The sequence below is a fragment of the Gilliamella sp. Pas-s25 genome, assembly GCF_009795885.1.
Lineage (GTDB): Bacteria > Pseudomonadota > Gammaproteobacteria > Enterobacterales > Orbaceae > Gilliamella.
In genome coordinates this window covers 1-348 of record NZ_WTEV01000096.1, presented here as the reverse complement: position 1 = coordinate 348, position 348 = coordinate 1, and the positions used below count along the sequence as shown (strand labels likewise).

Genomic DNA, 348 nt, shown 5'->3' with positions numbered 1-348 from the left:
ATGGATTTGTTTTGCAAAAGTGGTTCGTGCACCAAGGAGGTTCACCGTGGTATACTTATTCTGATACTGTCGCTTGGTGTGGGGGGTTAGGTTATCGAGTGCCACAGGTGAAAGAGCTGACTAACGCAGTTTGTGGTTCTTTTTATAGGTGTCAAGGTGCTGTTGGAGCCACGCCGCCCTCAATGAAAGGTAATTTAAGCTCACAGCTTGCCTACTTATTAGTGGGAAAACGGTTTATGAATGATTGTTACAATGGTTATCACACGAATTACCCCATAGTCACTACCAATCCTCAATTAATGACGAAACGGTATAGAATCCTGAATATTTTTTACAAAAATATAACCT

General features: G+C 41.4%; 1 protein-coding gene. It reads left to right on the top strand.

What is annotated here, in order from left to right:
* Positions 1 to 11: 11 nt before the first annotated feature.
* The coding region (locus GQ593_RS13490) for a hypothetical protein (protein ID WP_160432484.1) at positions 12 to 348 on the top strand (337 nt) is incomplete at its 3' end.